At 60.3% G+C, this 25,993-nt stretch carries 26 protein-coding genes; 22 read left to right on the top strand and 4 right to left on the bottom strand.

Translation table 11 applies throughout. The annotated features are described in order from the left end of the window. Window positions 1-167: 167 nt before the first annotated feature. Genes ccmA through mlaA form a run of 10 tightly spaced genes read left to right on the top strand, consistent with a single transcriptional unit; the run spans window position 168 to window position 7,916 of the window. Entirely contained in the window at window positions 168-776 is a 609-nt protein-coding gene (gene ccmA, locus F3J39_RS07705; RefSeq protein WP_039379169.1) for a cytochrome c biogenesis heme-transporting ATPase CcmA, read from the top strand. Further along, on the top strand, window positions 776-1,435 hold the full coding sequence (gene ccmB / locus F3J39_RS07700) for a heme exporter protein CcmB (RefSeq protein WP_039379167.1): 660 nt from the start codon (window positions 776-778) through the stop codon (window positions 1,433-1,435). The genes ccmA and ccmB overlap by 1 nt, the downstream gene beginning before the upstream one ends. 53 nt (window positions 1,436-1,488) lie before the next feature. Beyond that, window positions 1,489-2,229 (top strand): heme ABC transporter permease, encoded by a 741-nt coding sequence (locus F3J39_RS07695; protein WP_166714034.1) that lies wholly within the window; start codon window positions 1,489-1,491, stop codon window positions 2,227-2,229. Then, window positions 2,226-2,456: a heme exporter protein CcmD gene (gene ccmD / locus F3J39_RS07690; protein ID WP_039379165.1), complete on the top strand. Its 231-nt coding sequence runs from the start codon at window positions 2,226-2,228 to the stop codon at window positions 2,454-2,456. Before F3J39_RS07695 ends, ccmD begins: the two co-directional genes overlap by 4 nt. Then, entirely contained in the window at window positions 2,453-2,938 is a 486-nt protein-coding gene (gene ccmE, locus F3J39_RS07685) for a cytochrome c maturation protein CcmE (RefSeq protein WP_039379164.1), read from the top strand. The genes ccmD and ccmE overlap by 4 nt, the downstream gene beginning before the upstream one ends. Then, window positions 2,935-4,893, top strand: coding sequence for a heme lyase CcmF/NrfE family subunit (locus F3J39_RS07680; RefSeq protein WP_039379162.1), 1,959 nt, complete (start codon window positions 2,935-2,937; stop codon window positions 4,891-4,893). Before ccmE ends, F3J39_RS07680 begins: the two co-directional genes overlap by 4 nt. Continuing rightward, the gene (locus F3J39_RS07675) at window positions 4,890-5,447 is read left to right on the top strand and encodes a DsbE family thiol:disulfide interchange protein (protein WP_039379161.1); all 558 of its coding nucleotides are present in this window, start codon (window positions 4,890-4,892) and stop codon (window positions 5,445-5,447) included. Before F3J39_RS07680 ends, F3J39_RS07675 begins: the two co-directional genes overlap by 4 nt. Beyond that, the gene (locus tag F3J39_RS07670) at window positions 5,444-5,902 is read left to right on the top strand and encodes a cytochrome c-type biogenesis protein (RefSeq protein ID WP_039379160.1); all 459 of its coding nucleotides are present in this window, start codon (window positions 5,444-5,446) and stop codon (window positions 5,900-5,902) included. The genes F3J39_RS07675 and F3J39_RS07670 overlap by 4 nt, the downstream gene beginning before the upstream one ends. Next, a complete protein-coding gene (gene ccmI / locus F3J39_RS07665; RefSeq protein ID WP_166714033.1) occupies window positions 5,902-7,113 on the top strand; it encodes a c-type cytochrome biogenesis protein CcmI in 1,212 nt (403 codons plus the stop codon). The genes F3J39_RS07670 and ccmI overlap by 1 nt, the downstream gene beginning before the upstream one ends. A 35-nt stretch (window positions 7,114-7,148) precedes the next feature. Then, on the top strand, window positions 7,149-7,916 hold the full coding sequence (gene mlaA / locus F3J39_RS07660; protein WP_039379156.1) for a phospholipid-binding lipoprotein MlaA: 768 nt from the start codon (window positions 7,149-7,151) through the stop codon (window positions 7,914-7,916). 50 nt (window positions 7,917-7,966) lie between these two features. On the opposite strand, the gene fadL is transcribed toward mlaA, so the two are convergent. Then, on the bottom strand, window positions 7,967-9,217 hold the full coding sequence (fadL, locus tag F3J39_RS07655) for a long-chain fatty acid transporter FadL (RefSeq protein WP_071668097.1): 1,251 nt from the start codon (window positions 9,215-9,217) through the stop codon (window positions 7,967-7,969). A 360-nt stretch (window positions 9,218-9,577) separates the two neighbouring features. On the opposite strand from fadL, the gene F3J39_RS07650 reads away from it, so the two are divergent. The 4 genes from F3J39_RS07650 to sixA all read left to right on the top strand — a co-directional run bounded on the left by F3J39_RS07650 (window position 9,578) and on the right by sixA (window position 14,159). Beyond that, a complete protein-coding gene (locus F3J39_RS07650; RefSeq protein ID WP_082032635.1) occupies window positions 9,578-9,874 on the top strand; it encodes a YfcZ/YiiS family protein in 297 nt (98 codons plus the stop codon). A gap of 164 nt (window positions 9,875-10,038) precedes the next feature. After that, window positions 10,039-11,349: an acetyl-CoA C-acyltransferase FadI gene (fadI, locus tag F3J39_RS07645; protein WP_166714032.1), complete on the top strand. Its 1,311-nt coding sequence runs from the start codon at window positions 10,039-10,041 to the stop codon at window positions 11,347-11,349. Beyond that, the gene (fadJ, locus tag F3J39_RS07640; protein ID WP_039379154.1) at window positions 11,349-13,469 is read left to right on the top strand and encodes a fatty acid oxidation complex subunit alpha FadJ; all 2,121 of its coding nucleotides are present in this window, start codon (window positions 11,349-11,351) and stop codon (window positions 13,467-13,469) included. Before fadI ends, fadJ begins: the two co-directional genes overlap by 1 nt. 207 nt (window positions 13,470-13,676) lie before the next feature. After that, complete coding sequence (sixA, locus tag F3J39_RS07635) at window positions 13,677-14,159, top strand: phosphohistidine phosphatase SixA (RefSeq protein WP_039385580.1); 483 nt, start codon at window positions 13,677-13,679, stop codon at window positions 14,157-14,159. A 242-nt stretch (window positions 14,160-14,401) separates the two neighbouring features. On the opposite strand, the gene smrB is transcribed toward sixA, so the two are convergent. Then, entirely contained in the window at window positions 14,402-14,950 is a 549-nt protein-coding gene (smrB, locus tag F3J39_RS07630) for an endonuclease SmrB (RefSeq protein WP_039379153.1), read from the bottom strand. Between the two features lie 154 nt (window positions 14,951-15,104). Here smrB and prmB point away from each other — a divergent pair, with 154 nt between their 5' ends. The 6 genes from prmB to F3J39_RS07600 all read left to right on the top strand — a co-directional run bounded on the left by prmB (window position 15,105) and on the right by F3J39_RS07600 (window position 19,792). Further along, window positions 15,105-16,037, top strand: a complete 933-nt coding sequence (gene prmB, locus F3J39_RS07625) for a 50S ribosomal protein L3 N(5)-glutamine methyltransferase (protein WP_145338905.1) — start codon at window positions 15,105-15,107, stop codon at window positions 16,035-16,037. 46 nt (window positions 16,038-16,083) lie between these two features. Further along, window positions 16,084-17,169, top strand: a complete 1,086-nt coding sequence (aroC, locus tag F3J39_RS07620) for a chorismate synthase (protein ID WP_108569488.1) — start codon at window positions 16,084-16,086, stop codon at window positions 17,167-17,169. Window positions 17,170-17,177: 8 nt separating this feature from the next. Further along, entirely contained in the window at window positions 17,178-18,002 is an 825-nt protein-coding gene (gene mepA / locus F3J39_RS07615; RefSeq protein ID WP_039385578.1) for a penicillin-insensitive murein endopeptidase, read from the top strand. Window positions 18,003-18,072: 70 nt separating this feature from the next. After that, entirely contained in the window at window positions 18,073-18,870 is a 798-nt protein-coding gene (locus tag F3J39_RS07610; protein WP_039379149.1) for a sulfite exporter TauE/SafE family protein, read from the top strand. Window positions 18,871-18,934: 64 nt separating this feature from the next. Continuing rightward, window positions 18,935-19,480: an elongation factor P hydroxylase gene (locus tag F3J39_RS07605; RefSeq protein WP_039379147.1), complete on the top strand. Its 546-nt coding sequence runs from the start codon at window positions 18,935-18,937 to the stop codon at window positions 19,478-19,480. A gap of 30 nt (window positions 19,481-19,510) precedes the next feature. Beyond that, entirely contained in the window at window positions 19,511-19,792 is a 282-nt protein-coding gene (locus tag F3J39_RS07600) for a YfcL family protein (protein WP_039379145.1), read from the top strand. A gap of 28 nt (window positions 19,793-19,820) precedes the next feature. Here F3J39_RS07600 and mnmC read toward each other — a convergent pair whose 3' ends face one another. Next, window positions 19,821-21,833, bottom strand: coding sequence for a bifunctional tRNA (5-methylaminomethyl-2-thiouridine)(34)-methyltransferase MnmD/FAD-dependent 5-carboxymethylaminomethyl-2-thiouridine(34) oxidoreductase MnmC (gene mnmC / locus F3J39_RS07595; protein ID WP_166714031.1), 2,013 nt, complete (start codon window positions 21,831-21,833; stop codon window positions 19,821-19,823). 156 nt (window positions 21,834-21,989) lie between these two features. Between mnmC and fabB the strand changes: the two genes are divergently transcribed. Continuing rightward, window positions 21,990-23,210 (top strand): beta-ketoacyl-ACP synthase I, encoded by a 1,221-nt coding sequence (gene fabB / locus F3J39_RS07590; protein ID WP_166714030.1) that lies wholly within the window; start codon window positions 21,990-21,992, stop codon window positions 23,208-23,210. 175 nt (window positions 23,211-23,385) lie between these two features. Further along, window positions 23,386-24,558 carry an arabinose transporter gene (locus F3J39_RS07585; RefSeq protein ID WP_039379142.1) on the top strand — a complete coding sequence of 391 codons (1,173 nt, stop codon included), beginning with the start codon at window positions 23,386-23,388 and terminating at the stop codon, window positions 24,556-24,558. Here the strand turns inward: F3J39_RS07585 and F3J39_RS07580 are convergent. Continuing rightward, window positions 24,521-25,957: a PLP-dependent aminotransferase family protein gene (locus F3J39_RS07580; RefSeq protein ID WP_166714029.1), complete on the bottom strand. Its 1,437-nt coding sequence runs from the start codon at window positions 25,955-25,957 to the stop codon at window positions 24,521-24,523. The genes F3J39_RS07585 and F3J39_RS07580 overlap by 38 nt on opposite strands. Window positions 25,958-25,993: the final 36 nt, after the last annotated feature.

The raw sequence follows: 25,993 nt of genomic DNA, 5'->3' as shown, positions 1-25,993 counted from the left end.
CTTCAAGCGTAACAAAATTTTAACCGAGCGGCTTTTTTATACAGTTTTCGGATCTGAAGGCGTGAAACAGCGGTGCGCAGCGAAATGAGAGCACGGTCACACTCTTCGGCGCACTGCAACAGTGTGGTATTATCGCCGCCTTATTTTTTGCGGTGATGCGCCCCTCTATGTTTGAAGTCATTAATCTCTCATGCGTTCGCGATGAGCGAATGCTGTTTCATGGGCTGAGCTTCCATGTCCGGCCGGGTGACCTCGTGCAGATAGAAGGGCCGAACGGCGCCGGCAAAACCTCACTGCTGCGTCTGCTGGCCGGGCTTAGCCGGGCAGAAGAGGGCGAAGTGCGCTGGCAGGGCGAAACGCTGCAGCGTCAGCGTGAAATATGGCAACAAAACCTGCTCTATCTTGGCCATCAGCCTGGCGTAAAAGCGGTACTCTCTCCGCTGGAAAATCTGCGTTTCTGGCACGGCGACAGCAGCCAGACGGCGCTGTATGCGGCGCTGGAGCAGGTCAGCCTGACCGGCTATGAAGAGGTGCCGGTGGCGCAGCTCTCTGCGGGTCAGCAGCGGCGCGTCGCGCTGGCGCGCCTCTGGCTCAGCTCAGCCCGACTGTGGATCCTGGATGAACCGCTGACCGCCATCGATAAAGCCGGTGTCGAAGCACTCATGGCGCGTTTTAACCAGCACGCCAGCCAGGGCGGGGCGGTGATCCTCACCACGCATCAGGAGCTGCCCGCCGCCGCGCTACGTAAAATACGCCTGAGCGGGGAGTGGCAATAATGCTGCTGCGTATTCTCCGGCGTGAACTGAAAATTGCGTTTCGCAGCGGGGCTGAAGTGATCAACCCGCTGTGGTTCTTTCTCATCGTCATTACGCTGTTTCCGCTCGGCATCGGTCCGGAGCCGCAGCAGCTGGCGCGCATTGCGCCCGGCGTGGTCTGGGTCGCCGCTCTGCTGGCTTCGCTGCTGGCGCTGGAGCGCCTGTTCCGCGACGATTTCCTTGATGGATCGCTGGAGCAGCTGCTGCTGTTGCCGGCACCGCTGCCGGTCACGGTGCTGGGTAAAGTGATCGCTCACTGGCTGGTCACCGGCCTGCCGCTGATCCTGCTGTCACCGCTGGCGGCGCTGCTGCTGTCGCTGGATATGGCAGGCTGGCGCGCGCTGGCGCTGACGCTGCTGCTGGGTACGCCGACGCTGAGCTTTCTTGGTGCTATCGGCACCGGCCTGACAACGGGATTGCGGCGTGGCGGCGTGCTGCTCAGCCTGCTGGTGCTGCCGCTGACCATTCCGGTTCTGATTTTTGCCAGTGCGGCTATCGACGCCGCCGGGCAGGGGCTGCCAGTTGGCGGCTATCTGGCGGTTCTGGGCGCGATGCTGGCGGTAAGTGCGACGCTGTCGCCGTTTGCCACCGCTGCGGCGCTGCGGATCAGCCTGCAGTAGCGCGCTTCCTCAGAGAAGCCGTTCCCTCTTTATTATTAGTGTGAGCAATGCAAATGTGGAAATGGATACATCAGTGGGCAAGGCCGGAACGCCTTTACCAGCTATGCGGGCGACTTATTCCCGGCATGGCGATTGCCGCAGCCGGCGCGCTGCTGCTTGGCTGGGGATGGGGATTTGGCTTCGCCCCGGCTGATTACCAGCAGGGCAATAGCTTCCGGATTATGTACCTGCACGTGCCCGCTGCCATGTGGTCAATGGGGATCTACGCCGCCATGGCGATTGCCGCCTTTACCGGTCTGGTGTGGCAGCTGAAGATGGCTGACCTGGCCGCCGCCGCGATGGCGCCGGTGGGAGCCGCCTTTACCTTTATTGCGCTGATTACCGGCTCCGCATGGGGCAAACCGATGTGGGGAACCTGGTGGATCTGGGATGCGCGCCTCACCTCAGAGCTGGTGCTGCTGTTCCTTTATATGGGCGCGATGGCGCTCTGGCTCGCCTTTGACGATCGCCGCACGGCGGGCCGCGCCGCCGGTATCCTGATCCTCGTCGGCGTGGTGAACCTGCCGATTATTCATTTTTCTGTGCAGTGGTGGAACACGCTGCATCAGGGCTCATCCGGTCTGCTGCAGCAGGCGATCGATCCCTCTATGCGCACGCCGCTGCGCTGGTCGATTTTCGGCTATCTGCTGCTGTTTATCACGCTGACGCTGATGCGGCTGCGTAACCTGATTTTACTGACCGAACGGCATCGTCCGTGGGCTATCGCGCTGGCACAGCAGGGAGCAAAAGCATGAGTCCGGCCTTCACCTCATGGAGTGAATTCTTTGCTATGGGCGGCTACGCCTTTTTTGTCTGGCTGTCGGTTGCCTGCACCCTGATCCCGCTACTGGGCCTGGTGCTGCATACGCTACTGCAGCGGCGGCGTCTGCTGGCGGAGATCCGTCAGCGTCAGGCGCGGGAGCAGCGTGTGCGTGCGGCACAGACTAAACAGCGCGCGCGCGCTGCCGGGGAGGCAGGATGAATCTCCGTCGTCGCAACCGCCTTTTGGTGGTGCTGGCTATTCTTACCGGCCTTGGCCTCGCGACCGCGCTGGTGATGTATGCCCTGCGCTCAAACATCGATCTGTTCTATACGCCGGGCGAGATTATCAACGGCAAAGGCGACGCGCAGCTGAAGCCGGAAGCGGGACAGCGTCTGCGCGTGGGTGGCATGGTGATGCCAGGCAGCGTGAGGCGCGATCCGCAGTCGCTGGCGGTAACCTTCAGCCTGTATGACGCCAGAGGCGTGGTCAGCGTCAGCTATAATGGCATCCTGCCCGATCTCTTCCGCGAAGGGCAGGGGGTAGTGGCGCAGGGCGTACTGCAGGCGGGTAATGTTATCAGCGCCCGGGAAGTGCTGGCCAAGCACGACGAAAAATATACGCCGCCGGAAATTCAGGACGCAATGAATACCAATCATACCCGCGCCGCAGTGCGCTATCAGCCGGCGGGTAATCAGCCATGATGCCGGAAATCGGAACTTTTCTGCTCTGTCTGGCGCTGGGCCTGGCGCTGCTGCTGAGTATTTACCCGCTGTGGGGCGCCGCGCGTCAGGATGCGCGGCTGATGACGCTCGCGCGACCGCTGACCTGGGGCATGTTTTTAGCCATTGCCGCCGCCTTTATGGTGCTGGTGCACGCATTTGTGGTGAACGATTTCACCGTTGCATACGTCGCGACAAATTCAAATACGCTGCTGCCGGTCTATTACCGCGTCGCCGCGACCTGGGGTGCGCATGAAGGATCGCTGCTGCTGTGGGTACTGCTGCTCAGCAGCTGGTCGCTGGCGGTGGCAATTTTCAGCCGCGAGATGCCGCGCGATGCGCTGGCGCGCGTGCTGGCGGTAATGGGGATGATCAACGCCGGCTTTCTGCTGTTTATCCTGCTGACCTCCAACCCGTTTGCCCGCACGCTGCCTGATTTCCCCATCGACGGCGGCGATCTTAACCCGATGCTGCAGGATATCGGCCTGATCTTCCATCCGCCGCTGCTCTATATGGGCTATGTCGGTTTTTCGGTCGCCTTTGCCTTTGCCATCGCCTCGCTGATGACCGGACGGCTGGATACCGCCTGGGCGCGCTGGTCGCGCCCCTGGACCACCGCCGCATGGGTGTTTCTGACCATCGGTATCGTGCTGGGATCGGCGTGGGCCTATTATGAGCTGGGCTGGGGCGGCTGGTGGTTCTGGGACCCGGTGGAAAACGCCTCGTTTATGCCGTGGCTGGCCGGAACCGCGCTGATGCACTCGCTGGCGGTAACGGAAAAGCGCGGCAGCTTCAAAGCCTGGACCGTGCTGCTGGCGATCGCGACGTTTTCGCTCAGCCTGCTCGGCACCTTTCTGGTGCGCTCCGGCGTGCTGGTCTCGGTGCACGCCTTTGCCTCCGATCCGGCGCGCGGGATGTTTATTCTCGCTTTTCTGATCATCGTGATTGGCAGCTCGCTGCTGCTCTATGCGCTGCGCGGCGGGCAGGTACGCAGCCGCGTGCAGAGTGAAATCTGGTCGCGGGAATCGTTTCTGCTGGGCAATAACGTGCTGCTGATTGCGGCAATGCTGGTGGTCCTGCTCGGTACGCTGCTGCCGCTGGTGCACAAGCAGCTGGGGCTGGGCAGTATCTCAGTGGGAGAACCTTTCTTTAATACGCTGTTCAGCTGGCTGATGGCGCCGTTTGCGCTGCTGCTCGGTATTGGTCCGCTGGTGCGCTGGCGGCGTGATGAGCCGCAAAAGCTGTGGAAGCGGCTGAGTGCCGGGCTGGTGGTTACCCTGCTGCTCTCTGTTCTGCTGCCGTGGCTGCTGGAAGATCGCATTGAAGCGATGACGGTAACCGGGCTGCTGATGGCGATCTGGGTCACGCTGCTGACGCTGATGGAGCTGCATGAGCGCGCGACTCACCGGCATAGCCTGCTGAAAGGGCTGTGGCATCTGTCGCGCAGCCACTGGGGCATGGTGCTGGGGCATCTGGGCGTAGCGGTAACGGTAGTAGGCATCGCGTTCAGCACCCAGTACAGCGTTGAGCGCGATGTGCGCATGAAGGCGGGCGACAGCATCGATATTCATCGCTATCACTTTGTGTTCCGCGACGTGCATAACCTGCAGGGGCCTAACTACAGCGGCGGCGTGGCGATCATCGATGTCACCCGCGATGGCAAACCGGAAGCGGTACTGCGGGCGGAAAAACGCTTTTATACCGCTGCCCGCACCATGATGACCGAAGCGGCGATCAGCGGCGGATTTACCCGCGATCTCTATGCCGCACTCGGCGAGGAGCTGGATAACGGCGCCTGGGCCGTACGCCTCTACTACAAACCCTTTGTCCGCTGGATCTGGTTTGGCGGCCTGTTTATGGCGGCAGGCGGCCTGCTCTGCCTGCTGGATCCGCGTTATCGCGCGCGGAAAAAAGTTGCGCGTGAGGAGCGGGCATGAGCAAAAAAATTCTCTTTATTCCCCTGGCGCTGTTTCTGCTGCTGGCGGCAGCGCTGCTGTGGCAGCTGTCGCGTAATGCACAGGGTGACGATCCCTCCCGGCTTGAGTCAGCCCTGACGGGCAAACCGGTGCCACAGTTCAGACTGGAAGCGCTGGATCAGCCAGGCAAAATCTACAGCCAGCAGATCCTTACCGATGGTCAGCCGCTGCTGCTCAACGTCTGGGCAACCTGGTGTCCGACCTGCCGCGCTGAGCATCACTATCTGAACCGGCTGGCGGAGCAGGGCGTGCGCGTGGTTGGCCTCAACTATAAAGATGACCGTACGAAAGCGATAAACTGGCTTAATACGCTGGGCAACCCTTACGCGCTGAGCCTCTACGACGGCAGCGGCATGCTGGGGCTTGACCTCGGTGTCTACGGTGCGCCGGAAACCTTTCTCATTGATGGCCACGGCATCATTCGTTATCGCCACGCCGGTGATATGAACGAGCGCGTCTGGAATGAAGAAGTTAAACCGCTGTGGGAAAAATATAGCCGGGAGGCGGGGGCATGAGCAGGCTGCTTATTGCGCTGACGGCGCTGCTGCTTACGCTCAGCGTCCGGGCCACCACCACAGATAGCCTGCAGTTTACCTCGCTGCAGCAGGAGGATCAGTACCGGGCGATCACCGCCTCACTGCGCTGCCCGAAATGCCAGAACAACAGCATTGCAGATTCAAACGCCATGATTGCCGCTGACATGCGCCTGAAAGTCTATGAGCTGATGCAGCAGGGCAAGAGCCGGCAGCAGATAGTGGATTACATGGTGGCGCGCTACGGTCACTTTGTCACTTACGATCCGCCGCTGACGCCCGCGACGCTGATTTTATGGGCCGGTCCGGCGCTGTTTGTGCTGCTGGGCGGCGGGGTGATCCTGCTGCGTAACCGCCGCGCGCGTGAAACGACTGAACTGAATGACGATGAACAACAGCGCCTGGCGGCGATTCTGGAACGTAACGGGAAGCCGTAATGATTGTATTTTGCATGACTCTGATCGTCTTACTGGCGGCTGCGGTAGCGCTGTTTCTGGCTGCGGGATGGCGCCAGCGTGAATACCATGCTGACGAACGCGACCGGCTTAACACCGCCTTTTACCAGCAGCGCCTGCGCGAGCTGCAGCGTGATGAAACGGAAGGCGTGGTGGCAGACCGCGCAGAGATGGAGCGCGATCTGCAGCAGATGCTGCTGACTGACGTCACTGACGGGCAGCACGTCCCGGCGCGGCAGAGCAGCCGCTGGATCCTGCTGCCGGGCGTGATCCTGCTGCTGCTGGTGACAACCGGGGTCTATCTGCAAACCGGCGGCTACGCACAGCTCGCGGGCTGGCTCGCCGTTCAGCGTGACTATCCGGCGCTGCGCGCCCGCGTAATGGATCCGGATGCGCAGCCGCTGACGATGGAGGAGCTGGCGCGCCTGCAGCTGGGACTGCGCACGGCGCTGCAGCAGACACCCGGCAGCGCCGATGAGTGGGCGATGCTGGGGCGGCTTGGTATGGTGCTGAACAATGCTACCGCTGCCGGACAGGCGTTTGAGCGCGCGCTGCAGCGTGCGCCTGACAGCCTGGAGCTGCAGCAGGATTACGCCGAAGTCCTGACGCGTTCCGGCGATCCACAGGATAACCGGCAGGCGAGCGTGCTGCTGCATGCGCTGCTGAAGCGCGACAGCGCGAATCTGCGTACGCTTAGCCTGCTGGCGTTCAACGCATCCGGACAGCAGAACTATACTGAAGCGCTCGACGCGTGGCGCGCCATGCTGGCGTTGCTGCCTGCCGGCGATCCGCGCATAACGCTGATTCAGCGCAGCATTGAGCAGGCGAAAACCGCTGCCGGGCAGCAGGCGGTTGCGCTGAGCCTGACGGTCAAGCTGTCGCCGCCGGCAGAAAAAATGTTGCCGCCGGACGGAGTGTTGTATATTTCTGTATCTGACGGTGTTTCACCGGTGCCCGTGGCCGTTAAGCGCCTGCCGCTTAGCCACTTTCCGCTATCGCTTACGCTGGATGACAGCAACGCTATGATGCCCGATCGCCTGCTTTCGGCGCAGCATCAGGTTCAGGTCAGAGTGCGTATTGCCCGCGACGGCAGCGCAAATCCTCAGGCCGGGGACTGGTTCGGGCTCAGTGCTATTACCTCGTGGGAGGGTCACCAGCCGCTGACTGTTGAGATCGATCAGCAGCAGCCCTGAAGCGCTACATTTATCATCCGCACAGGGAGAAGAACATGAATAACCGCCTGACCAGTCTGGCACTGGCCAGTTTACTTCTGGTGGGATGCGCCAGCTCAAAACCGGCGGATGACGCCGCCCCGGCGCAGCGCAGCGATCCGCTGGAAGGTTTTAACCGTACGATGTTCAATTTTAATTACAACGTACTTGATCCTTATGTGGTGCGCCCGGTGGCGGTAGCCTGGCGCGACTATGTGCCGGTACCGGCGCGTACCGGCATGAGTAATTTTCTCGGCAACCTGAATGAACCCGCCAGCATGGTTAACTCCATTCTGGTAGGCGAGCCGCGTCAGGCCGGGATCCACTTCACGCGTTTCTTCCTGAATACCGTACTGGGTCTGGGCGGCTTTATCGACGTCGCAGGCAAAGCGAACCCGGCGCTGGCGCGCGAGGTGCCGCATCGCTTTGGCAGTACGCTGGGGCGTTATGGTGTCGGCTACGGTCCGTATGTGGTGCTGCCCGGCTACGGCAGTTTCACCGTGCGGCAGGATGGCGGTGACTATGTGGATACGCTCTATCCGGTACTCAGCTGGCTGACCTGGCCGATGTCGATCGGTAAGTGGGCGCTGGAGGGAGTAGAGACGCGTGCTCAGCTGCTGGACTCTGACGGGCTGCTGAAACAGCAGCAGGATCCTTACTCTTTTATCCGCAATGCCTATTTCCAGCGTAACGATTTTCTGGCTAACGGCGGCAAGCTGAAGCCGGAAGAGAATCCAAACGCCAGCGCGATACAAAACGATTTGCAGGATATCGACGCGCCGTAAAAAAAGGGCAACCCACCGGGTTGCCCTTATTACTTGTGCGGCAGGCGCGATCAGAACTTATAGTTAAAGCTTGCGCCGTAAAGCCAGGCTTTGCCTTCTGAGTTGAAGGTATAAGGGGCTTCATTAACGGTAACGTGCTGACCATGCATATAAGATACGCCGACATCCACTGACGCTTCAGGCGTAAAGGCGTAAGACGCACCGGCGCTCAGCCACAGACGATCCTGATCCGGAATAGAGATAGAGCGTTTATCGGCCGGAACCGGGCTGTCATCGAAGGCGATACCGGTACGGAAGGTCCAGCGATCGTCATAGAAGTAGGTGGTACCCAGCGCAATGCGATAGGCATCTTTAAAGCTCTCATCTTTCTGGAACAGCGTCTGGCCGCGGCTGCCAGTCGCTTTCAGCTCCTGGAACTGGCTCCAGCTGGTATAGGCAAGGCTGTAGTGCACTGCCCACTGCGGCGCAACTTTATGCCAGCCGGACACTTCCCACATTTCCGGCAGGTTCAGGGTCAGGTAGCCGGGCACCGTTGAGCCGCCGGTACCGCCAAACGCCGCCGGGATATCGTTTTTATAATTGCCGTCAAAGTCGACTTTTACTTCAGAGCGGTAGGTAAAGCCGAAACGGTTATTTTTATCCACTTCATACAGCACGCCGGCGTTCCAGCCATAGCCCCACTCATTGCCTTTAAGGTGTGCGACCTGCAGATCGGACGGGAAGCCCACTGCCGGGCCAGCTTCACCGGCATAACGCTCAATTTTGGCGCGGGCATAAACCGCATCAAAGCCAACGCCAACGCTCAGGTGCTCGTTCAGACGATAGGCGGTGCTGAGATTAAGGTTAGCGGTCATCAGATCGGTTTTACCGCCATAGCCTCCTGCGGCATAACCATTATTAAATTCAGTGGCCAGGCCATAGTTTGAGGTCGCGGATGCGCCCACCCACCACCGATCGGTAAGCGGCTGAACGTAGTGAATATTTGGCACCCACTGATTAGGCGCAATGTTATTCGCGTCCAGGCTGTTGCCGGTGAGCGGACTGCGTCCGCTAATATCTACTTCAGGATCGATATAGACTGCGCCGATGGAGAACATCGGGCTATCCATCAGTGCCATGGTAGCGGGGTTGCGACTGGCCGATGCTGCTGTGTCACCCATCGCGCCTTCGCCTGAATAAGCGCGACCTAATCCAATTGCTGAGAATTCGTTAAGTTGAAAGCCTGCGGCGTAAACCTGGGAGGAGACGAGCGCCACTGCAGCTGCCACAGCTGACTTTGCAAACAGGTTCTTATGGTTCATGACCACAACCTCATCAAAATTATTATTAAACGTTGTCACGTCGCGTAACAAAGGACGGCGGATTGTAGGGACTGAGACTAAACAGACATATCAGACCAGTGCGACGAGTATAGGTCTGACCTGTGTGTAAGTTGCAATAATGTTTTTCAAATATTACAGACTTGATCGATAAAATCAGATCTGCTTAACAATTTCTTTATACTGCGCCGTCAGCATACCGGCTCAGGTTTGTTTTGGATCAAATTTTATTGTGATATTCGTCACTTAGCGACGCAATGATAGAGGAAAATGGCCCGCAGGCGTACACTTTATGACAGAACATCCCCTTAGATCGCCCGCTTTTTCAGCCGGAGAAACCTCATGAGTCAGACCATTAATAAATGCAGTGCCCGCGAGACCGCTGCCTGCTGCTGTGTGGATACGGGCATTGTGATTGATAACAGCGACTGCAGTGCACGCTGGTCAGCGCTGTTTCCCGATCGCGCAGCTGCCGAAGCGATGCTGTTAACGCTGACGGAGAAAGCGCAGCAAACTGCCTCTGAACCCTGTGAGATTACGTCGCAATTTACCTCAGAGCCGGAAGGTATACGCCTGAACGCTGAATTTACCTTTGCCTGTCAGGCTGAAGCGCTGATTTTTCAGCTCGCCCTGCGTTAATTCTGCATCGCCGTCAATCCGCGACGGCGAATCGCTATTTTCGTGTTTTTCCTCGCACTTTTTTCTCTTTGCTATTGGCGAGCCGTCGCCGGATGGTTAACACTGACGATCAGGTCAGACCTCTCTGGCAATGGTGTCAGATCGTCGGTTACAGGGGGAAAAGCATGAGCAGAGCGCAGCCGTTGCTGACGCGTCAGGGCGAACGTATCGCTATTACTCACGGGCTGCGTACGCCTTTTGTCCGGCAGGCGAGCGATTTCCACGGCATTCCGGCGCTGGAGCTGGGGCGTATGGTGGTCAGCGAACTGCTGGTGCGCAGCGAACTGCCGGTTGAGGTAATCGATCAGCTGGTGTTTGGTCAGGTGATACAGATGCCGGAAGCGCCAAATATTGCGCGCGAAATTGTGCTGAGCAGCGGGCTGAGCGTGCACACGGACGCCTACAGCGTCAGTCGCGCCTGTGCAACCAGCTTTCAGGCCGTTGCTAACGTAGCGGAGAGCCTGATGGCGGGCACCATCGATGCCGGAATTGCCGGCGGCGCAGACTCCTCCTCCGTGTTACCGATTGGCGTCAGCAAAACGCTGGCGCGTGCGCTGGTCGATCTTAACCGTGCGCGGACAGTGGGCAAAAAGCTGCAGATCCTGCAGCGTCTGCGCCCGCGCGATCTGCTGCCGGTGCCGCCTGCCGTGGCGGAGTATTCAACCGGACTGCGCATGGGAGATACGGCTGAGCAGATGGCTAAAACCTGGGGTATTACGCGTGAGCAGCAGGATGCGCTTGCCCTGCGCTCACATCAGCGTGCCGCACAGGCCTGGCAGAGCGGCGTACTGCAGCAGGAGGTCATGCCCGCCTTTGTGCCGCCGTGGAAAGCGCCGGTTGAGCAGGACAACACCATCCGCTTTAACGCCAGCGCGGCCGATTATGCCCGACTGCGGCCTGCGTTTGACCGGCGTCACGGCTCGGTAACCGCAGCAAACAGTACGCCGCTGACGGACGGCGCGGCAGCCCTCATCCTGATGCGTGAAGGGCGCGCCCGCGAACTGGGAATAGCGCCGCTGGGCTACCTGCGCAGCTACGCGTTTACCGCCATCGATGTGCAGACCGACATGCTGCTGGGCCCGGCTTACGCCTCGCCGCTGGCGCTGGATCGCGCTGGCGTCACGCTGGGTGATTTAACGCTGATTGACATGCATGAAGCCTTTGCCGCCCAGACGTTAGCCAACCTGAAGCTGTTCAGCGATGCGCGCTTTGCGCGTGAGGTGCTCAACCGGCCGCAGGCGCTGGGCGAGGTTGATGATGACCGCTTTAATGTGCTGGGTGGCTCCATCGCCTACGGGCATCCGTTTGCCGCCACCGGTGCCCGCATGATCGCCCAGACGCTGCATGAACTGCGGCGGCGCGGTGGCGGACTGGGACTGGTAACCGCCTGCGCGGCGGGCGGTTTGGGCACTGCAATGGTTCTGGAGGCTGAATAATGCAGCATACCGCGTTTGAGTTAACCCTGCGCCCGGATCATGTTGGTGTGATCACCATTGATGTGCCGGGTGAAAAAATGAATACGCTGCGCGCTGAGTTTGCCGCGCAGATCCGCGCGGTGATCGCCGCAGCCCGTCAGCATCCGCAGCTGGCGGGTCTGGTACTGATTTCCGGCAAAGCGGACAATTTTATTGCGGGTGCTGATATCAGCATGATCGACCGCTGCCACTCATCAGCTGAAGCGCAGGCGCTGGCGAAGCAGGGGCAGGAGGTGATGGCGGAGATTGCAGCGCTGCCGTTTCCGGTTGTGGCGGCGATACACGGCGCCTGTCTGGGGGGCGGTCTGGAGCTGGCGCTGGCGTGCGACGCCCGCATCTGTTCGCTGGATGAGAAGACCCGGCTTGGTCTGCCTGAAGTTCAGCTGGGCCTGCTGCCCGGTTCCGGCGGCACACAGCGGTTGCCGCAATTGATTGGCGCAGAGCAGGCGCTGTCGCTGATACTCAGCGGTAAAGCCCTGCGCGCCCGGCAGGCGCTTAAGCTGGGCCTGGTCGATGATGCGGTGCCGCCGGCCATTTTACTGGCAACGGCGGTGGCGCGCGTTCATAAAGGAAAGGGCGCGGCGCGGACGTTGCCACAGCGGGCGCGCCTGATGCAGAGCTTTGCGGGGCGCCCGTTGCTGTTTGCGCTGGCAAAGCGTCAGACGGATAAAAAAACTCAGGGTAACTATCCGGCGACCGGGCGCATTCTGCAGGTGGTGCGCATCGGGCTGGAGCAGGGTAGCCAGGCGGGACATGAGGCTGAAGCGCAGGCGTTTGGCGAGCTGGCGCTAACGCCGGAATCGGCAGCGCTGCGCAGCCTGTTTTTCGCGTCCACCGCGCTGAAAAAAGCCGCCGCCGCAGAGGGCGAAGTGCGCACGCTGCAGCAGGTGGGCGTACTGGGTGGTGGGCTGATGGGCGGAGGGATTGCCAGCGTGACGGCGCTGAAAGCGGAACTGCCGGTGCGTATCAAAGATATCCAGCTCAGCGGAATCAATCACGCGCTGCGCTACAGCTGGGATCTGCTGACAAAAAAAGTCAGGCGGCGTCAGCTGAAACCCGCAGAGCGTCAGCAGCAGATGGCGCGCATCAGCGGCGGTACCGACTATCAGGGCTTCAGCCGGCGCGATGTGGTCATTGAAGCGGTATTTGAAGATCTGGCACTGAAGCAGCAGATGGTGGCGGAAATGGAGCAGCACTGTCAGCCCGACACCATTTTCGCCTCGAATACATCCTCGCTCGCTATCAGCGCTATCGCCGCGCAGGCGCAGCGGCCGCAAAATATCATCGGGCTGCACTACTTCAGTCCGGTAGATAAAATGCCGCTGGTTGAGGTGATCCCGCATGCGGCAACGTCAGCGGAAACGCTGGCGACCACGCTGCGGCTGGCGCAAAAGCAAGGTAAAACTGCAGTAGTGGTAGCGGATCGCCCTGGCTTCTACGTTAACCGTATTCTCGCCCCCTATATCAACGAAGCGCTGCGCTGTCTGCTGGAGGGGGAACCGGTCGAACATATTGACCAGGCTCTGGTAAAAGCGGGTTTTCCGGTAGGGCCATTGCAGCTGCTTGATGAAGTCGGTATCGACACTGGCAGTAAAATCAGCCCGCTGCTTGAGCAGGCTTATGGCGCGCGCTTTGCCGCACCGCAGGCCGCGGTTGATGCTATTCTCGCTGACGACCGCAAAGGACGAAAAAACCGGAAAGGGTTTTATCACTATGAGAAGAGACGCTGGCCCGGCGCGCGTAAAGCGGATCGCAGCCTCTATACGCTGCTCGCTCTGAAACCTGAGGCGCGTCAGAGTGAGCAGCAGATTGCTGAACGCTGCATGCTGATGCTGTTAAATGAGGCCGCGCGCTGTCTGGATGAGTCGGTGATCCGTTCGGCACGCGATGGCGACGTTGCTGCGGTATTCGGCATCGGCTTTCCACCTTTTCTTGGCGGACCGTTCCGTTATATGGATCGATACGGCAGCGCTGCGCTTGTGGAGAGACTTACGGCCCTCGCCCAGCAGCATGGCGATCGCTTTGCCCCGTGCGAGGCGCTGCTGAAGCGGGCAGAAAGCGGCGCGCATTTTTACATTTAATCACATTCAGCAAGAGCGGTGCATATTCAGCCGCTTAGCAGAGAAGATGCAGTACAGGTCAGCCGGTACCGATTTAGCGGGCGCTTATTTAATAAGCAACCGGTTGACTATACTGAAGCCATTGGGGTAAAACACAGCCTTCATTCGCAGAATGAAGCGTCTGGTGCCGTGGTACCGGACGATATCGACCAACAACAGCGGTGCTTTATGCAAGTTTTTATCATGCGTCATGGCGATGCAGCTCTGGAAGCCGCGAGCGATTCTGCTCGCCCCCTTACGCTGTGCGGCTGTAACGAATCACGTCAGATGGCGAGCTGGCTCAACAGCCAGACGCCGGATATCGGAAGGGTGCTGGTCAGCCCCTATCTGCGCGCCGGGCAGACGCTCGCCACCGTGCGCGAGGCACTGGATTTGCCGCAAAACCAGGACGTTCTTTCTGAACTGACGCCGGGCGGCGATCCGGGACAGGTCGCATTGCATTTGCAGGCGCTGGCGGTGCAGGGCGTGAAAGCCGTGCTGGTGATTTCGCATCTGCCGCTGGTAGGATACCTGGTTTCTGAGCTGTGCCCGCAGGAAGCGCCGCCCATGTTCGCCACGTCGGCTATCGCCTGTATCGATTTTAATGCCGACGAGTGCGAAGGTAAGCTTTTGTGGCAGGTGAGTCCGGCCAGGCTTGCTAAAGCTATCTGATTCCCCTTCATAATTCAGGCTGCAGCTGCACTGGCTGCGCGCCTTCACCCCGGTCACTTACTGATGTAAGCTCCCGGGGATTCATTTGCTTGCCGCCTTGCTGCAACCTGAATTATTTCGGGGAATACGCGCGTACAGGCTGCAGCCGCACTGGCTGCGCGCCTTCACCCCGGTCACTTACTGATGTAAGCTCCCGGGGATTCATTTGCTTGCCGCCTTGCTGCCACCTGTCACCTCATCTGCTAAGGCAGTTCGGGCGGTTGCCACTCTTCTACCTCAATCAGCACCAGCAGCGCGGCGTCGCCGCCGAACATTTTAGGTGCCTGGTGAAACGCCATCACATGCGGGTGCTGCGCCAGCCATAGCGGCGTCTGCTGTTTAAGAATATGTTTTCCGTGGCCGGTCATGACGCTGGCGCAAAAAATATGTTCGCGGCGGCAGGCGGCGATGAGCGCGCCCAGCTCCTGCTTCGCCTGCATCTGCGTCAGCCCGTGCAGGTCGAGAAAAATTTCCGGCGTGTAGTCACCGCGACGCAGCTTCTTCAGTTCATAGTGGCTGACGTCAGCACGGACATAGCGCACCGGCCCGTCGCTGGAGAGCAGCGGCTGAAACTCATCGGAAAAATAGTGGCTGTTGTCAGCCTGTTCGGAAAGCAGACGTTTCAGCGGGACTTCCCGGGTTTTAACCGCAGGTTTATGTACGATAGTGTCCTGTTTCAGCTTACGCGTCCCGATCATTAACTGACGAAACAGCGCCTGATCGTCGTCGTTCAGCGGCGTCTTTTTACTCATGGCGGGAAAATTCTTTCAACGTTGCAGTTTACCGGGCTGTTACCTTACCGCTAAGCGCTGACAAATGTCAGCTTTTTCGCCTCGCTGCGCTGAATTCTGGCCCGCTTCATGGCAAACTATCGGCCGATTGATTTTATGGCCTGCGGAGGGCTACGTGGACAAGATTTTCGTCGATGAGGCAGTAAACGAACTGCACACTATTCAGGATATGTTGCGCTGGGCCGTCAGCCGTTTTTCAGCGGCTGGCATCTGGTACGGTCACGGCACGGATAATCCCTGGGACGAAGCGGTCCAGCTGGTTCTGCCCACTCTGTGGCTGCCGCTCGATATTCCTGAAGATATGCGCAATGCGCGCCTGACCGCCAGTGAACGGCACCGTATCGTTGAGCGGGTGATCCGCCGCGTGAATGAACGTATTCCGGTCGCTTACCTGACCAACAAAGCCTGGTTCTGCGGACATGAGTTCTACGTAGACGAACGGGTGCTGGTTCCGCGCTCACCCATTGGCGAGCTGATTGAAAACCGCTTTGCGGGTCTGATCCCCGGCCAGCCACAGCATATTCTGGATATGTGTACCGGCAGCGGCTGCATCGCTATCGCCTGCGCCTATGCCTTTCCTGAAGCGGAAGTGGATGCGGTCGATATCTCCCACGACGCGCTGGCGGTGGCGGAACAAAACATTGAAGAGCATGGCCTGCTGCATCACGTCACGCCGATTCGCGCCGATCTGTTCCGCAACCTGCCACCGGTAAAATATGACCTGATCGTCACCAACCCGCCATACGTGGATGCGGAAGATATGGGCGATCTGCCTGGCGAATATCATCATGAACCGGAACTTGGCCTGGCGGCTGGCAGCGATGGCCTGAAGCTGGTACGCCGCATTCTCGCCTGTGCGCCTGACTATCTCAGCGAGCGGGGCGTGCTGATTTGCGAAGTCGGCAACAGCATGGTGCATATGATTGAGCAATATCCTGACGTGCCTTTCACCTGGCTGGAGTTTGATAACGGCGGCGACGGCGTCTTTATGCTGACGCGCGATCAGATCGTGGCGGCACAGCACCATTTCTCCTTTTTTAAAGATTAATTTGCGGCGCGCCTGAGCGCCCGCACTATGGCAACAAGGAGCCATCATGGCCGGAAACAGCATTGGACAACTTTTTCGCGTTACTACGTTTGGCGAGTCGCACGGTCTTGCGCTGGGCTGCATCGTTGACGGCGTGCCGCCCGGTATTCCGCTGACTGAAACCGATATCCAGCACGATCTCGATCGCCGCCGTCCCGGCACCTCGCGCTATACCACCCAGCGTCGCGAGCCGGATCAGGTGAAAATTTTGTCTGGTGTGTTTGAAGGGGTCACTACCGGCACCTCTATCGGCCTGTTAATCGAGAACACCGATCAGCGTTCGCAGGATTACGGCGCGATTAAAGATCTGTTCCGGCCCGGCCACGCAGATTACACCTATGAGCAGAAGTATGGTCTGCGCGACTATCGCGGAGGCGGACGCTCCTCAGCACGCGAAACCGCTATGCGCGTGGCCGCCGGTGCCATCGCCAAAAAATATCTGCAGCAGCAGCACGGTATCGTGGTGCGTGGCTATCTGGCGCAGATTGGCGACGTCGCCTGTGAGCTGAAAGACTGGAGCATCGTTGAAGAGAATCCGTTTTTCTGTCCGGACGCCAGCAAGCTGGAGGCGCTGGATACGCTGATGCGCGCCCTGAAGAAAGAGGGCGACTCTATCGGCGCGAAAGTGACCGTGATGGCGGAAAACGTGCCACCGGGCCTCGGTGAGCCGGTGTTCGATCGCCTCGATGCCGATCTGGCGCATGCGCTGATGAGCATCAACGCCGTTAAAGGCGTAGAGATTGGCGATGGCTTTGCCGTCGTTAACCAGCGCGGCAGCGAGCATCGCGACGAAATCCGCGCCAGCGGCTTTCAGAGCAATCACGCCGGCGGCATCCTCGGCGGCATCAGCAGCGGGCAGACCATCAGCGCCAACCTGGCGATGAAACCGACCTCCAGCATTACCGTACCGGGTAACACCATTACCCGCACGGGGGAGGAGGTGGAGATGATCACCAAAGGGCGTCACGATCCCTGCGTCGGCATTCGCGCCGTGCCCATTGCCGAAGCGATGATGGCGATTGTGCTGATGGATCACCTGTTACGCCAGCGCGGGCAAAACGCTGACGTTAACAGCAGCGTACCGCGCTGGTGAGCCTGATGATGCGCCGCGCTCTGCTCACTTTCGCCGCGCTGCTGGGTAGCGCGGCCGCCGTTGCCGCCACGCCGTGGCAGCAGATCCAGCACCCGGTTTCCGGGGCGCCGCAGTCGATTGGCGGCTTCGCCAATGGCTGTATCATTGGCGCACAGGCGCTGCCGCTGGACGCACCGGCCTATCAGGTCATGCGTCAGGACCAGCGCCGCTACTATGGTCATCCCGATCTGATCGCCTTTATTGAGCGCCTCAGCACCCGCACCCGTCAGCTTCATCTGGGGCAGGTGCTGATTGGCGATATGGGAATGGCGGCGGGTGGACGTTTCAGCAGCGGCCACGCCAGTCATCAGACCGGACTGGATGTGGATATCTGGCTGCAGCTGCCAAAAACCCGCTGGAGCGCACAGCAGTTGCTGAAGCCGCAGCCGCTGGATCTGGTGGCGCCGGATGATAAACAGGTGATCGCCCGTCACTGGCAGCCGCAGATTGATAGCCTGATCAAGCTGGCAGCGAAAGACAGCGACGTCACGCGAATTTTTGTGAATCCGGCGATCAAAAAACAGCTTTGCGCCGATGCCGGCAGCGATCGCGAGTGGCTGCATAAAGTTCGCCCGTGGTTTGCGCATCGGGCGCATATGCATGTGCGCCTGCGCTGTCCGGCCGGCAGCCTGGAGTGTGAAGATCAGGCGCCACCGCCGCCGGGCGACGGCTGCGGTGCAGAGCTTGAGAGCTGGTTCCTGCCGAAAAAGCCCGGCAGCACGCCACCGGTAAAAAAAGCCCCGCCGCCGCTGCCGCCATCCTGCCAGGCGCTGCTGGATAACCACCGGCTCTGAGTACCTCTCCCGGCGCGCAACGGCTATTGCCCCGCGCCGGGCTTGTCTGCTACCTGCTGCGAGAAGTGAAATGGACCTTTTTATCGTCAGCCCGCTTATCCTTGGCGTACTGTTTTTTGTTGCCATACTGGCCGCTTTTATCGACTCCATTGCCGGCGGCGGTGGACTGCTGACCGTTCCTTCGCTGCTGGCGGCCGGGCTGTCACCGGCACAGGCGCTGGCGACCAACAAGCTGCAGTCGGTTGGCGGCTCTTTCTCCGCCAGCCTCTATTTTGTCCGCCGTGGCGCCGTAAACCTGCGTGACCAGCGGCTGAACATCGCGATGACGTTTCTCGGCGCGGTCGGCGGCACGCTGCTGATCCAGCATATTCAGGCGGATATTCTGCGTCAGATCCTGCCGCTGCTGCTTATCGCCATCGGACTCTGGTTCCTGCTGATGCCGCGTCTGGGAGAGGTGGATCGCGAGCATCGTCTGCAGGGCGTGGCGTTTGCGCTGGTGGGCGGCGGCTGTGTGGGCTTCTATGATGGATTCTTCGGTCCGGGAGCCGGCTCCTTCTATGCGCTCGCCTTTGTCACGCTTTGCGGTTTCAATCTCGCCAAAGCGACGGCGCATGCCAAGGTGCTGAATTTCACCTCCAACTTCGCCAGCCTGCTGTTCTTTATGTTTGGCGGCAAACTGGTGTGGGGAACCGGCGTAGTGATGCTGCTCGGCGCATTTATCGGGGCGCGGCTGGGTGCGCGGCTGGTGCTGAGCCGTGGCCAGCGGCTGATCCGCCCGATGGTTGTGACCGTTTCTGCGGTCATGAGCGCCAAACTGCTGTGGGACAGCCACGGGGCTGAGCTACTGGCCTGGTTTGCCGCAGGATAAACCGACTCGTCAAATCGTGCCGCCGGTGCGACAATGGCGCCAGATGATTAACTGACAGATGACTATGCCGACAGAACACCACTATCAGCAGCTGATCGACATCTTCGACGGCTGCTTTGCTGAGACTTTTAAGACACGTCTAATTAAAGGCGATGATGAACCGATTTATCTTCCGGCAGATGCGGAATCACCCTGGCACCGCGTAGTTTTTGCCCATGGATTTTACGCCAGCGCGCTGCATGAAATTTCGCACTGGTGTATTGCGGGCGACGCGCGTCGGCAGCAGGTTGATTTTGGCTACTGGTACTGCCCCGACGGGCGTGATGCGCAGACGCAGAGCCAGTTTGAAGCGGTTGAAGTAAAACCGCAGGCGCTGGAGTGGCTATTCTGCGTTGCGGCGGACTTCCCCTTTAATGTCAGCTGTGACAATCTCGAAGGCGATTGTGAACCCGATCGCATTGCGTTTCAGCGCCGGGTCCATGCCCAGGTGATGCACTATCTGGAGCAGGGGATCCCGGCTCGCCCGGCACAGTTTATTGCGGCGCTGAACCGCTATTATGGTACGCCAGCGCTCACTGCAGCGCAGTTTCCGTGGCCGGAAACGCTTTAATTCGCCTGCTTAAAATGAAAGGAATGAGAGATGATCGTAGAATTTGAGTCCCGCATTCTGGCGCTGATTGACGATATGGTCGATCACGCCAGTGATGATGAGCTGTTTGCCAGCGGTTATCTGCGCGGCCATCTGACGCTGGCGGTTGCGGAAATTGAGCAGAGCGGCGAACACACGCCGGAAGCGCTGCAGATTGTCGTCTCCCGGAGCCTGCAGAATGCTATCGCCGCCGGTGAACTCTCGCCACGCGATCAGGCGCTGGTGGTCGGCATGTGGGATAACCTGTTTAGTCAGGCACGTCAGACCGCCTGATGCGCGGGGCGACTTTTCGCCCCGGCTCTCAGCGCCCCGCCTTTTTTCCCTTCAGCAATTTACGCACCCAGTAGCGGTTCGGATTCAGCGCCGCCAGCGTTGCGGCATCGAGCGGCTGCGGCTCACCGCTCATTTGTGCCGCCAGCACTTCAGCTGCCAGCGGCGCGCTGCAGAGCCCGCGCGATCCCAGCGCCCCCAGCACGAACAGCCCGTGATAGTGCGGGGCTTCAGCAATCTTCTCCCCGCGGGCGCGCTGTCCCGGCAGGTCAGCATACTGCGCCAGCGTGGCAGCGTAGTCTGGCAGGCCGCCGCTCATGGGCAGATGATCGCGCGTGGCGCAGCGCACGCCAGTCCGCGCCTCGTTATCACTGAGATCAACCTGCTGCGGCCAGGCGGCCTGCGGCAGGCACGCCATCAGACGCTGACGGTTGTTCTGCTGATCATCGGCACGAAAAGCGGTCGCGGTGTCACCGCGATGATAGCTGGCGCCGATGCAGTGGGTGCCAAACGTCGGGCTGACGGGTGTCAGATAGCCATCGTAACAGAGCACGCTCTGCAGGTTTGCCAGCGCGGCTGATGAGGGCGCATGGCTTACCTGGCCTGCGACCGGGTAGACCGGCAGATCCTGGCTCTGTTCCAGCGTCCGCAGCGCATGCCCGTTGGCCAGTACGACATTCTGATGCTGCATATCAGCCCGGTCGGAAAAGTGCAGCGTCCAGCCGTTTTCATGCGGCGTCAGCTGCGTAACCCGGTGCAGCCAGTGCTGGTGCAGACCCTGCGTCTGCGCCTGATCCAGCAGGTTGCTGGTAAGCTGGGAAGGGGAGATCCATCCGCCACGCGGATAGCAGATGCCGCCCATACCCAGCGCAACGCCCGCCAGCTGCTCCGCCTCGGCCGGTGAGACGCCGTAAGCGATCTCCGCCGGCAGCGCCAGGGCCAGCATCTGCGCAATCTTATCGGCGCTTTTTTCATCCCACGCCAGCTGCAGCACTCCGCACCAGCTCTGTTCAGCACGCTCCGGCAGGCTATCGTAAAGACGACGCGCGAAGCTGAAAGCGGCGGGGAAAAACTGCGCCAGCGCGGGATCGTGCTGGTTCAGTAAGGGGTAGAGCGCTGCCTGACGGTTGCCGGATGCACCCAGTGCCGGGGCCTCATCGGCGCAGTAGAGCGTCACGCGCCAGCCGCGGCGCAGTAATGCCAGCGCCAGCAGCGCACTGGCGACGCCGCCGCCAATGATGGCGACATCCTGGCCCGCTGCTGCAGGCCGCGCATACCACGGCTGCACGGCTGGCAGCGGCACCGCATGCGCCAGCGTGCCGGTCAGCATTTCGCGCTTATGCGCAAAGCCTTTACGTTTACTGATGGTAAATCCCGCTTCCTGCAGGCCACGCCTGACAAAACCCGCAGCGGTAAAGGTCGCCAGCGTTCCTCCGGCACGTGCCAGCCGTGCCAGAGCGCTGAACAGCGCCGGGGTCCACATATCCGGATTTTTAGACGGCGCAAAGCCGTCCAGGAACCAGGCGTCAACCTGACCCTGCAGGCTCTCATCAAACTCTGTTATCAGCGTATTAATGTCGCCAAACCAGAGATCAAGCGTAACCCGTCCACCGTCAAACAGCAGCCGCTGACAGCCGGGCAGCGCCGATGGCCACTGCTGCTGCAGCTGCGTTGCCCACGGCGCCAGCTCCGGCCAGCGCGCCTGCGCGGCAGCGAGATCGGCCTGCGTTAGCGGATACTTTTCACAGCTGATAAAGTGCAGCCGCTGCAGCGCCGCAGCAGGCTGCTGCGCGTGAAACTGATCGAACGCCTGCCATAACGTGAGAAAGTTCAGACCGGTGCCAAAGCCGCTCTCCGCCACAATAAACAGATCGCGCGTATGCGTGCTGAAACGCTGCGGCAGCTGATTACCGCCGAGAAACACATAGCGGGTCTCTTCCAGTCCATTATCGTTAGAGAAGTAGACATCATTGAACGCTCGGGAAACAGGTGTACCCTGATCGTTCCAGGTTAATTGCGCGTGTTCAACCGGGGATAATTTCACGGGAAAGGCTCATTTTTCAGGCAGTGGCGCGATTTTAGCGAGTGGCGTCACATGACGCAAATTTACAAAAGGAAATGGCTGATCGGACTTGTTCGGCGTACAACTGTACGCTAGAGTGCACGTCAATCCAAAAAGATGTGGAATGAGGACTATTGAATGAAACGTGCAGTGATTACTGGCCTGGGTATCGTTTCCAGCATTGGTAATAACCAGCAGGAAGTGCTGGCTTCTCTGCGTGAAGGCCGTTCCGGTATCACTTTCTCTGAAGAGATGAAAGAAGCCGGTATGCGCAGCCACGTGTGGGGCAACGTCAAACTGGATACCAACGGGCTCATCGATCGCAAAATCGTGCGTTTCATGAGTGATGCCTCTATTTACGCCTATCTTTCTATGGCGGAAGCGGTCAAAGATTCAGGCCTGACTGACGAGCAGTATCAGAACAATCCGCGCGTGGGTCTGATCGCCGGTTCCGGCGGTGGTTCACCGCGCTATCAGGTGTTCGGTGCTGACGCTATGCGCGGTCCGCGCGGCCTGAAAGGCGTAGGTCCTTATGTAGTAACCAAAGCCATGGCCTCAGGTGTATCTGCCTGCCTCGCGACCCCGTTTAAAATTCATGGCGTGAACTACTCCATCAGCTCCGCCTGTGCCACCTCAGCACACTGCATCGGCAACGCCGTTGAGCAGATTCAGCTGGGCAAACAGGATGTGGTCTTTGCCGGTGGCGGTGAAGAGCTGACCTGGGAAATGTCCTGCGAGTTTGACGCGATGGGCGCACTTTCGACCAAATATAACGATGCGCCTGAGAAAGCCTCGCGCACCTATGATGCTAACCGTGACGGTTTTGTTATCGCCGGTGGCGGTGGCATGGTTGTGGTTGAAGAGCTGGAGCATGCGCTGGCACGCGGTGCGCATATCTATGCTGAGATTGTTGGCTATGGCGCAACGTCTGATGGCGCTGACATGGTTGCACCGTCAGGTGAAGGCGCGGTGCGCTGCATGAAGATGGCGATGCAGGGCCTCGATGCACCGATCGACTATCTGAACACGCATGGCACCTCCACGCCGGTTGGCGATGTGAAAGAGCTGAGCGCAATCCGTGAAGTGTTTGGTGACAACACCCCGTACATTTCAGCGACCAAAGCCATGACCGGTCACTCCCTGGGTGCAGCGGGCGTGCAGGAAGCGATCTACACCCTGCTGATGCTGGAGCACAGCTTTATCGCGCCGAGCATCAACATCGACGATCTGGATGAGGCCGCAGCAGGGATGAACATCGTGACGCAGCCAACGGAAAAAGCGCTGACCACGGTCATGTCCAACAGCTTCGGCTTTGGCGGCACCAACGCCACGCTGACCATGCGTAAATATCAGGGCTAAATCTGCCCGCGTCCCGTCGCCCCCTGACGGGATATCACAGGCTGCCGCTATGGCAGCCTTGCTTTCTCTGCTCAGCCTGAGCCGTTTTGACAACCCCGCTTTGACCTGCATACACTCCTGTTTTACCTTCCCGTAATTTCCCTGCGCTATCGTCGCTGACAAGGAGTGCGCAAACATGACTGCTCACGCTAACGCGTCCGTATTGCCGCTCGCCTGTACCTCGTTTGCCGTGTTTCTCAGCTATCTGACCGCCGGACTGGCACTGCCGGTGATCCCGCTGTATGTGCATCAGGAACTGGGCATGAGTAACCTGATGGTGGGCATTGCAACCGGCAGTCAGTTTATTGCCACCCTGCTGACGCGCGGTTTTGCCGGCCGGCGTGCGGATCAGCAGGGAGCACGCGCTACCACCCGCTACGGTATGCTGACGATTGCGCTGACAGGGGCTGCCTATGCCGCCGCCGTGCTGCTGCCGGTCGCACCCGGCGTGCGCTTTATGCTGCTGATAGTGGCGCGTCTGCTGCTGGGGGTAGGGGAAAGCCTGCTGCTGACCGGTAACCTGACCTGGGGGCTGGGGCTGGCGGGGGCCAGGCGCTCTGGTCTGGTCATGTCCTGGAACGGAATGGCGATTTATGGCGCGCTGGCGGCAGGCGCTCCGCTGGGAGTGCTGATGTATCAGCATGGCGGGCTGCTGGCTATCAGCGGTGCGGCGCTGCTGCTGCCGCTGCTGGCTCTGCTGGTTAACGGCTGGATCCGTGCGGTGCCGGTTGCCGGCGGTACGCGGCCGTCGCTGTGGAGCGTTATCAGCGCCATTTTTTCACCGGGGCTGGTGCTGGCGCTGCAGGGCGCCGGTTTCGCCGTAATCGGCACCTTTACCTCGCTCTATTTTGCTGCTCAGGCGTGGGGACACGCCGGCTTTGCGCTCACCGCCTTTGGCTGCGCTTTTACCGGGGTGCGGATCCTCTTTGGTCATCTGCCGGATCGCTATGGCGGGAGCCGGGTCGCGCTGGTGTCACTGCTGGTGGAAGCGCTGGGTCTGCTGCTGCTTGCCGTTGCCACCTCAGGCTGGCTGGCGCTGGCGGGGGCGGCCCTCACCGGCTGTGGCTGCTCGCTGATCTTTCCGGCGCTGGGGGTTGAAGTGGTGCGTCGCGTCGCGCCGCAGATACGCGGTACTGCCCTGGGCGCTTTCTCTGCCTTTCAGGATATTGCCTATGGGATCAGCGGCCCGCTAACCGGACTGCTGGCGACGGCGTCTGGCTATGGCGCCGTCTATCTGGCGGGCGCGCTCTGTGCCGTGGCCGGTTCCGTTATCACCTGGTGCTGCGTGCTTCGCGCGCCAGCAGCATAACCAGCTTATCGCAGGCGCCGGCGATCTCAGCCGGCGTCAGCGCTGCAAAGCCGAGCAGCCAGCCGGGCTGCGGTGCAGCTGTATGGCAGAGCGGTGAGAGAGGCGGCAGCAGCAGACCCGCTGCCGCTGCCCGCTGTGTCAGCGCTGCCTCATTGCCCTGCAGCAGCGAGACGGCCAGTTGCAGACCACCGTTTGCCGGAAGCGGGCGCAGCCACGGCTGCATACGGCTATGAATCTCTTCCAGAAGCCGGTTGCGCCGGTAGTAATAGAGCTGCCGCATCAGCCGCAGATGGCTGGCAAAATGGCCCTGCTGCAGAAATTCAGCGGTGATAGCCTGCGGCAGCAGCGCGCTATGGCCATCCAGCACGCTGCGCGCCCGGCCCAGCGGCTCAGTCAGCTGCGGCGGTACCACCATCCACGCCAGGCGCAGGGAGGGAAACAGGGTTTTGGAAAAGGTCCCCAGTGAGATAACCCTGCTGTCGCTCGTCATGCCCTGCAGCGCCGGAGCAGGCCGATCACCGTAATGAAATTCGCTGTCGTAATCATCTTCAATCAGCCAGCTGTTATGCTGCTGCGCCCACGCCAGCCACTGCAGCCGCCGTGCCAGACTCATCGCTATACCGGTTGGATAGTGATGCCCGGGCGTCAGGTAAACCAGCCGGGCGCGACCGGAGAGCGGGACCGCACCGTGCTCATCCAGCGGCATCGCACGGCAGTGCGCGCCTGCGGCAAGAAAGGCGTTACGCGCCCCCGGATAGCCGGGATCCTCCAGCCACACCTCATCATCCGGATCCAGCAGCAGCAGCGCCAGCAGCTGCAGCGCCTGCTGCGAGCTGGTCAGGATGATGACCTGTTCCGGACGACAGCGCATACCGCGCGACAGGCTCAGATACTCCGAGACCGCCTCGCGCAGCGGCAGGTAGCCGAGCGGATCGCCGTAGCCCATTACGCGGCTGCCGAGCCGGCGCTGCACGTTGCTGCTGATGCGCCGCCACTGCGTATGCGGGAAAGCCCGTAAATCAGGCGATCCGGCGGCAAACGCGGCGGGAAAGGGCGGATCCTGACAGCCGCCGGTCGCCAGCAGCTGCAGGCCACGCTGCGAGAAGTGCGGTGCCCGGCGGGTTGACGGCGTATCTGGCGGCGGAGCCAGCGTAATCGCGACAAAAGTACCGCGTCCGGTGTGGCGCTGCAGATAACCTTCGCTTTCCAGCTGCGCGTAGGCCGCTTCCGCGGTTACGCGCGCGACTGACAGCTCTGCGGCCAGCTGACGGCTGGAGGGAAGCTTCTCACCGTGGCGCAGCTGGCCGCTGACAATCGCCTGCCGCAGGGCGCGACAGAGGCGCTCGCGTCGTCCACCCTGCGCCTGCTGCTGAAAAAGCGTGGCCAGTTCCTGATACATAATGGTCTTATTACTCCGACAGAAAGGGTCTCATTG

Origin of the sequence: Pantoea sp. Acro-807, from assembly GCF_011752675.1 — a bacterium.
Lineage (GTDB): Bacteria > Pseudomonadota > Gammaproteobacteria > Enterobacterales > Enterobacteriaceae > Pantoea > Pantoea eucrina.
The sequence above is the reverse complement of the archived record's forward strand: the minus strand, read 5'-3'. Positions and strand labels throughout refer to the sequence as shown.